Here is a 7,295-nt window from a genome sequence, read left to right on the forward strand (position 1 = left end):
TTGATAATATGCCTTGTCTTCCTAAGACCGCTTGGCCTCCGACTTGAAGAAAACCAGCCTTCGCATCTGAAGCTGACCGATGCCTCGATTCCGGTCAACGTCAACCTGCCGAAATGGGACGAGCCTGCACAGCGCTACTGCCCGGCCGGGGTGTATGAAATCATGGAAAATAATGACGGTTCCAAGCGTTTCCAGATCAATGCAGCCAACTGTGTGCACTGCAAGACTTGTGACATCAAGGATCCTTCACAGAACATCACCTGGGTAACGCCGGAAGGCGGTGGTGGTCCAAACTATCCGAATATGTAAGTCAATCTAATCGAAGGGATTTTGGAAAATAAAAATAGTGAAATAAGGAGTGTTATGGAACAACACCATAAACTGCAACCTAAATTTAGAATACTCGTTTTGTTGGCATCTATTGGCTTTTTTATGCAAGCCTTAGATACCACCATTATCTTTACCGCCTTACCCGCGATTGCTGAAAGTCTGCATGAAAATCCTTTAGATATTCATGGGGTGATTATTGCTTATGTATTGGCAGTAGCCGCAGGGATTCCATTAAGTGGCTGGTTGGCAGATAAGTTTGGTCTTAGGAATACATACTTTGCAGCAATATTAATATTTACAGTGGCATCGCTCGGTTGTGGACTCTCACAAAATCTTGATCAACTGATTGGCTTTCGGGTATTGCAAGGTGTGGGCGGTGCCTTATTGATGCCGGTTGCAAGGTTGGCATTGCTTAAAATCATTCCCAGAACCCAGTTTGTTTCAGCCATCAGCACCATGAATATTTCCGGCTTAATTGGTCCTTTAGTTGGACCGGCGTTAGGGGGCTGGCTAGTTAAGGTGGCAACTTGGCACTGGGTGTTTTGGGTGAATGTTCCGATAGGCTTAATTGGCTTATTCTTTACCCTTAAAGTCATGCCAAATATCACTGAAAAAAGCGTAAAACGCTTTGATTTAAGTGGTTTTTTCCTGCTGCTTATTACAATGGTAGGAATTGTAATGGGGATTGAGATGGCATCAAATCCAGAATCCTCAACTTTATTCATCACGGGGATGCTGATCGCTTCAGTTTGTGCAGCGCTCATTTATGCCTACCATGCTCATCTGCATGAGCAGGCATTATTTAGAGCTGAGTTATTTAAAAACAGGCTTTTTACGGTAGGAATCCTGGGAAATCTATTTGCACGATTGGGTGGCAATTCATTGCCATTTTTACTGCCCTTAATGCTGCAGATTGCTTTTGGTGTTGAACCCTTTATGGCTGGACTAATGATGACACCATTAGTCTTGGGTTCATTATTTTCAAAGCCAATAACGCGACCCATTATTCAAGCCCTAGGCTATAGACGCTTTTTAATCCTCAATTCTGTGCTGGTGGGTTTATGTATTGCCAGTTTTTCATTAACGTCTATTGATACGCCAATTTGGTTTAGAGCATTGCATTTCTTTGTCTTTGGCATATTGAATTCGCTACAGTTTGTTGCCATGAACTCGCTGACTTTGAGTGAACTCAGCGCTCAGCAAGCGAGTAGTGGAAATAGTTTTTTATCCATGATTATGATGCTTTCAATGAGTATAGGAATTGCTTTGGCCGGAACATTGTTAAATATGTTTATGGAGCAGTCTGGTGCTCAAAACTCAGTCGATGCGTTTCACTATACGCTGCTATGTCTGGGAGCAATTAACATCATTACCGCATTCATCTTTTCCCGAATTCCAAAAAATATGGCGATTTAAATCTTGCGACAACACCTTAATTTCAGCCAATAAAACTTTTCATGGTGACAGTACCAAAAATGGAAGGATAGAAATAATCAAGGTTCTAAAATCAATAGGACGAAATATCTTTAACTTAAGACGTTCGATATATTAAAGAGCCTTCGCAAGACATCACAAGGGTAATGCCTTAGGGCGGTGATGAATTACAATACCCACTTATGTAGAGGTTATTTATAGCTCTTCATTTTTAATTTTTAGGTAAAGACAGTCTCTTAGGAGGCTGTTTTTTTATAACTCATAGCAACATGAGTTTTATTCAATCAGCACAGTGCATAAATATGTATGCTGTTTCGCTAAAGCCAGATGTCGTGATCAGCTTTTGATACTACGACTTATTGATGACAGGGTTTATGAGGATCATAGACTTTTCCTTTTATACTGTGCTTTTGAAACAGGAGGTTGATATGCGCGATATTCCACCATTAAATGCTCTTAGAACATTCGAATGTGTTGCCAGACATAAAAGTTTTACTAAGGCTGCTGATGAATTATATGTAAGTCAATCTGCTGTAAGTCGCCAAATTACATTAATAGAAGAATATTTAGGTATTGAATTCTTTAAACGGGAACGCTCGGGGATCAGTTTAACGGATGCCGGAGAAAAGTATTATTCAGAAATTGGACCTGCATTTAATAAAATTGCCATTGCCACCCGTGGTATGAGTTCATACCGTCGCAATAACGATATTGCATTACGTGTTTATTCCACTTTTGCCGCAAAATGGTTGGTACGTCGATTACAAAAACTGCATGCAGAAAATCCGAAGTTAAGAGTCAATATTAAAACCGCGATCGCACCTGTAGATTTTGCCACTGAAAGTGTCGATGCATCCATTCAGTTTGGTGATGGCAATTGGCCCGATGTAGAAAGCTATTTTTTATTTGGTGATGAGATTAGACCGGTTTGCAGCCCATCGTTAATTAAACATTTGACTCGTCCACCGGCACCGCAAGATGTGAATAAATACACCCTCATTCATTCAACCTATCGAAAGCTCGACTGGAATGACTGGTTGTCTGCACAAGATATTCAAAGTGACGAGACTGAACAGTTTATATTGCCAAACTCGCTTTTAGCCTATCAGGCAGCCCTGGATGGGATTGGAATCGCCATGGCTCAAACCAAAATGGTCGAGCAGGAAATTGAAAATGGCAGTCTGGTTTATTTTTCAGATTTCACCTTAAAACGTGATTTAGGTTATTACCTGGTCATTCCACAAAATTCACCTAAACAAGAAAAAATTGATGAATTACGTCATTGGTTATTTGGTGAACTCAATTAAAGGGACATAAGAGAGGAAGCATGAGCACCATTATTCAACAGTACGCAGAATATGCAGCATGGGAAGCAAACCGTGATTTATCGGCCGAAACACTTCATCATGCCAAACGAGTGGTTTTAGATTGGTTCTCGGCACTATATCCCGGGATTGTAAGTGATGTGGGTGCTAAAATCATTGCGACTTTTGAAGATGAATTTGGCGTCGGAAAAAGCCGTATCCCGAGTTTAAATAAAACCGGATTTTCATCATCTGCTGCATGGATTTTAGGTACAGCCTCTCATGCCATCGAATTTGATGATATTTTTCGAGATGCGGTTTACCATCCAGGTGTACCTGTCATCAGTGCTGCACTCGCTATTGCTGATGAATATAACCGTACAGGTTTAGAATTCTTAAAAGCGGTCGTGGTGGGTTATGAAGTTTCTACACGTTTAGGTGCAGCAGTGCAGCCGTCCCATTATTCATTTTTTCATACCACCGGCACAGTCGGTGCTATCGGCAGTGCAGCGGCGGCAGCATTTTTAATTGACCCTCAAGATAAAAACTTATTTGCCCATGCCGTTGCAACAGCGACAACATTTGCTTCGGGTTTACAGCAAGCATTCCGTTCCGATGCAATGACCAAAGCCCTACATGGTGGTCATGCAGCCTCCATTGGTACAACTGCTGCCAAAGCTGCTACCAAAGGTATTACCGGTGCTTTGGATATTCTTGAAGGTGAAGTGGGTTTTGCTGCGGCCTTATCCAAAGGTGCAAACTGGGATAAAGCTATAGCGGGATTGGGTGAAGACTATAATATTTGTAAGATGACGCAAAAGAATCATGGTTGCTGTGGACATACTTTCGCAGCAATTGACGGTGTAATAGCGATTCGTCAGACTATTCTGGATCAAGGCCTAACACTTTCTGAGATTGAAAACATTGCCATTCGTACCTATCAAACGGCTTTGGATGTAACAGGAAACTTTGCACCTGAATCTGCATTCCAGTGTCGTTTCAGCTTACCCTATGTTGTCGCTCATGGCCTTTTACATGGTAGCGTTCGCCTAAATGCTTTTGAAAAAGCACAGCGTTCTGCTCAGCAAACTCGTGACTTAATGCAGAAATTGACTTTGGAAAGTGATGAAGAATTAACTTCGAAATTCCCTAATCAACGCGCGGCTAAAGTCAAAATCACCCTTAAAAATGGACAAGTATTTGAACATTTTTCACCATGTCGCAAAGGTGATCCTGAAGCACCACTGACAGATGAAGATTTAGATAATAAATTTTTTGAACTGGTTAATGGGGTGATTTCGGCTGAACAAGCAAGAGTACTCAGAGACCAGATCTGGAATTTAGATCAGTTGCAGGTACAGGATTTAAAAATTTAAAAATACCATAAATAAAAAAAGGAGGATTAAATCCTCCTTTTTTTATTTATGGATTAACTCGCGATTCTTAGGGTCTTGATCTTGAGGAACTCGTGAATACCTTCACTGCCACCTTCAGTACCTAAACCACTATCTTTTACGCCACCAAACGGAGTTTCAGGTAGAGAGGCCTGCCAGTCATTAATGCTGATCACACCGCTTTCAATTTCATTTGTAATACGTTCAATGTAACCAAAATTATTGGTAAATGCATAAGCAGCTAAACCCAACGGTAGACGGTTAGCCTCGGAAAGAGCAGCACCTAAATCGTCAAATGATCTTAAGATTGCAACAGGTCCAAACGGTTCGATATGGTTGACTTGAACTTCTAAAGACGGCTGGATTAGAACTGTCGGAGCATAAAAATAGCCCGAGTCTTGCAGTTTTTCTCCACCAGTCGCAATATCAACCCCGAGATCACGTGCATTCTCAACCAAAGCCTCAATCGCACTGAGTCTTCTAGCATTTTTTAATGGCCCCATCTGGGTTTGTGCATCAAATGGATTCCCAACTTTAATTTGCTTGGTGTGTTCCACAAACTTTTGGCTAAATTCATTAAATATAGATTCATGAATCAGGAAGCGAGTTGGAGAGGTACACACTTGCCCAGCATTACGAAATTTTGCTGCAACCGCAGCTTTCGCGACTTTTTCAACATCTACATCTTCGCAGATAATGACAGGTGCATGACCGCCCAGCTCTAGGGTCAGTTTTTTCATATGTTTGGATGCTTTTTCAGCTAAAGATTTCCCAATAGAAGTCGCGCCAGTAAAAGTAATCATCGCGATATCTGAAGATTCACAGAGTATATTGGAGATTTCCTCCGGATTGCCAAAAATCATATTGACAACACCTTTTGGAAAATCCAATTCATCAATAATCTGGGCAATTTTTAGGGCGATCCCGGCAGTTTCTTCAGAAGGCTTCATCACAATTGAACAGCCAGCAGCGAGTGCCGCGCTGATTTTTCGGGCTGGGGTAATCGCAGGAGCATTCCAGCCGGAAAAAGCGGCAACCACACCCACTGGTTCATAAACAACAGTTTGCTTAATCCCTGCTGTTCGTGGAGCAATCGTTTTACCGTAAATTCGACGTGCTTCTTCACTGGCCCATTCAAACATTTCGGCAGCAGTTTGCACTTCTTTTTTAGCTTCTTGAAGCGGCTTACCCAGTTCTAATGAAATTTGCTCAGCCAGCTGGTCCACTTGTGCATACATACAATGGGCAATTTTACGAATCAGCACTGAACGATCATAAGCTGTGGTTTTGCGCCAGATCTCAAATGCATTCGCCGCTGAATGAATAGCTTCTTCAATATCGTGTGGATTGCTAAACTTTAATTTGCCTAATGTTTCTAGGGTAGAAGGGTTCAGGACGTCGTATATATTTTCTGACGACCCATCGCGAAATTTCCCTGAAATATACTGACTATATTGCATATCAAATTGCTCTGAATTTTTTGTTTTCAAGAAATTAAATAAATTAAATGCGGATTTTTTCGATCTGGTTTACTTCAGCCCAGAAATCAGTCATTGAGGAAGTGTCCTGACCATCTTTACCTGCATGACGAGCAAGCTGGAACATGTTGCGGACTAAGTTACCAACAGGAAGAGAAATGCCGGTAGATTGCGCAGCTTGACAGGCTAATGTTAGATCTTTGAAACCCAGAGCAATATCAAAGCCGGGTGTTAAATCGTTATTGAGAACTTTTTGTGGCCACTTTTCTTTGAGCTGACCATTTGAGGCAGTTGTACCGGTTAACACTTCAAACGTCTTTTTCGCATCTAAACCGAGACCTTGAGCAAGAACCAAAGCTTCAGAGTTAAGTTGGCAATAACATAAAACCATTAAATTATTAATCAGTTTCATGCGTGTCCCAGCACCTGGTTCACCGCAATGTAAAACCGTTGTCCCCATTTTTAAGAGCAAATCTTGCAGATAGTCAAATTCTGCGGTTTCAGCACCAAGCATGAAGAGTGATTCACCTAGATCTGCATGAGCAGCGAGTCGTCCTACTGGCGCATCTGCAAATTTAATATTTTTCTCTTTGGCGTGTTGGTACAACAAATCAACGGTATCGGTATCAATGGTACTAAGCTCAATTAAGTATTTTCCTTCACTTAAATTCGCTAAAACACCATTATCTCCAAGAATCACTTCCTTAGACTGTTTGGGACCAGGCAACATGGTGAAAACGATGTCTGCATTTTTTGCTATATGTTGAATATTTTCAGCGCTTTTACCGCCCAACTGAATAAATTTTTCAATTTGTGCCAGATTTAAATCAAAGGCAGTTACATCTAGCCCATTTTTGACTAAGTGGGATGCAAGTGGAAAACCCATGCGTCCTAGGCCAATAAAACCGATTTTCATTACTACTCCATTATTTAATTACTTTCGGGATTAAAATATTAATTCATCCTAAATCTCGCATAATCTTTAGGCATATGAATTGATGAAATGTAATAGAGAGATGAGTTTATGGAAAATACATATTATTTATTAAAAAATAGACATTTCTAACTATATAACTGATAAATATAGAAAATATATTTATCAGTTATATTTTTAATAATGTTTAAATATTATTTGAAATAAGTCATGACATTATGATTTTTGTGCAAACATAAAATCAAATATCTCCATATTCTAGTTCTATAAGATTTACTGGATAGAGTTAGAGTCATGGATTTCAATTTAACCGAAGAACAAAACGCATTTGCAGAGTCAGTACGACGCTTTGCCCAAAAGGAACTGGCACCCGGTGCATTGGAACGTGCCCATTCACATGACTATCCATGGGAAGTTGCAG

General features: G+C 40.6%; 7 protein-coding genes. 5 read left to right on the top strand and 2 right to left on the bottom strand.

Features of this window, described 5'->3' with window-relative positions:
• The 4 genes from ACKI4H_RS15815 to ACKI4H_RS15830 form a co-directional block, all read left to right on the top strand.
• A partial coding sequence (locus ACKI4H_RS15815; RefSeq protein ID WP_407307401.1) for a 4Fe-4S dicluster domain-containing protein occupies window positions 1-309 on the top strand: 309 nt, incomplete at its 5' end.
• Window positions 310-363: 54 nt separating this feature from the next.
• Window positions 364-1,746, top strand: coding sequence for a multidrug transporter subunit MdtD (gene mdtD, locus ACKI4H_RS15820; protein ID WP_407307411.1), 1,383 nt, complete (start codon window positions 364-366; stop codon window positions 1,744-1,746).
• A 446-nt stretch (window positions 1,747-2,192) separates the two neighbouring features.
• Window positions 2,193-3,071, top strand: coding sequence for a LysR substrate-binding domain-containing protein (locus tag ACKI4H_RS15825; protein WP_407307403.1), 879 nt, complete (start codon window positions 2,193-2,195; stop codon window positions 3,069-3,071).
• 20 nt (window positions 3,072-3,091) lie between these two features.
• Window positions 3,092-4,444 carry an MmgE/PrpD family protein gene (locus tag ACKI4H_RS15830; RefSeq protein WP_407307405.1) on the top strand — a complete coding sequence of 451 codons (1,353 nt, stop codon included), beginning with the start codon at window positions 3,092-3,094 and terminating at the stop codon, window positions 4,442-4,444.
• Between the two features lie 53 nt (window positions 4,445-4,497).
• Here the strand turns inward: ACKI4H_RS15830 and ACKI4H_RS15835 are convergent, their stop codons facing one another.
• Window positions 4,498-5,922 (bottom strand): NAD-dependent succinate-semialdehyde dehydrogenase, encoded by a 1,425-nt coding sequence (locus ACKI4H_RS15835; protein WP_407307407.1) that lies wholly within the window; start codon window positions 5,920-5,922, stop codon window positions 4,498-4,500.
• 43 nt (window positions 5,923-5,965) lie between these two features.
• Complete coding sequence (locus ACKI4H_RS15840) at window positions 5,966-6,856, bottom strand: NAD(P)-dependent oxidoreductase (RefSeq protein WP_407307409.1); 891 nt, start codon at window positions 6,854-6,856, stop codon at window positions 5,966-5,968.
• A 312-nt stretch (window positions 6,857-7,168) separates the two neighbouring features.
• On the opposite strand from ACKI4H_RS15840, the gene ACKI4H_RS15845 reads away from it, so the two are divergent.
• Window positions 7,169-7,295: acyl-CoA dehydrogenase family protein (locus ACKI4H_RS15845; RefSeq protein WP_407307413.1), on the top strand; the 127-nt coding region annotated here is incomplete at its 3' end.

It is taken from the genome of Acinetobacter sp. (assembly GCF_045628685.1).
In the GTDB taxonomy this organism is placed as follows: domain Bacteria; phylum Pseudomonadota; class Gammaproteobacteria; order Pseudomonadales; family Moraxellaceae; genus Acinetobacter.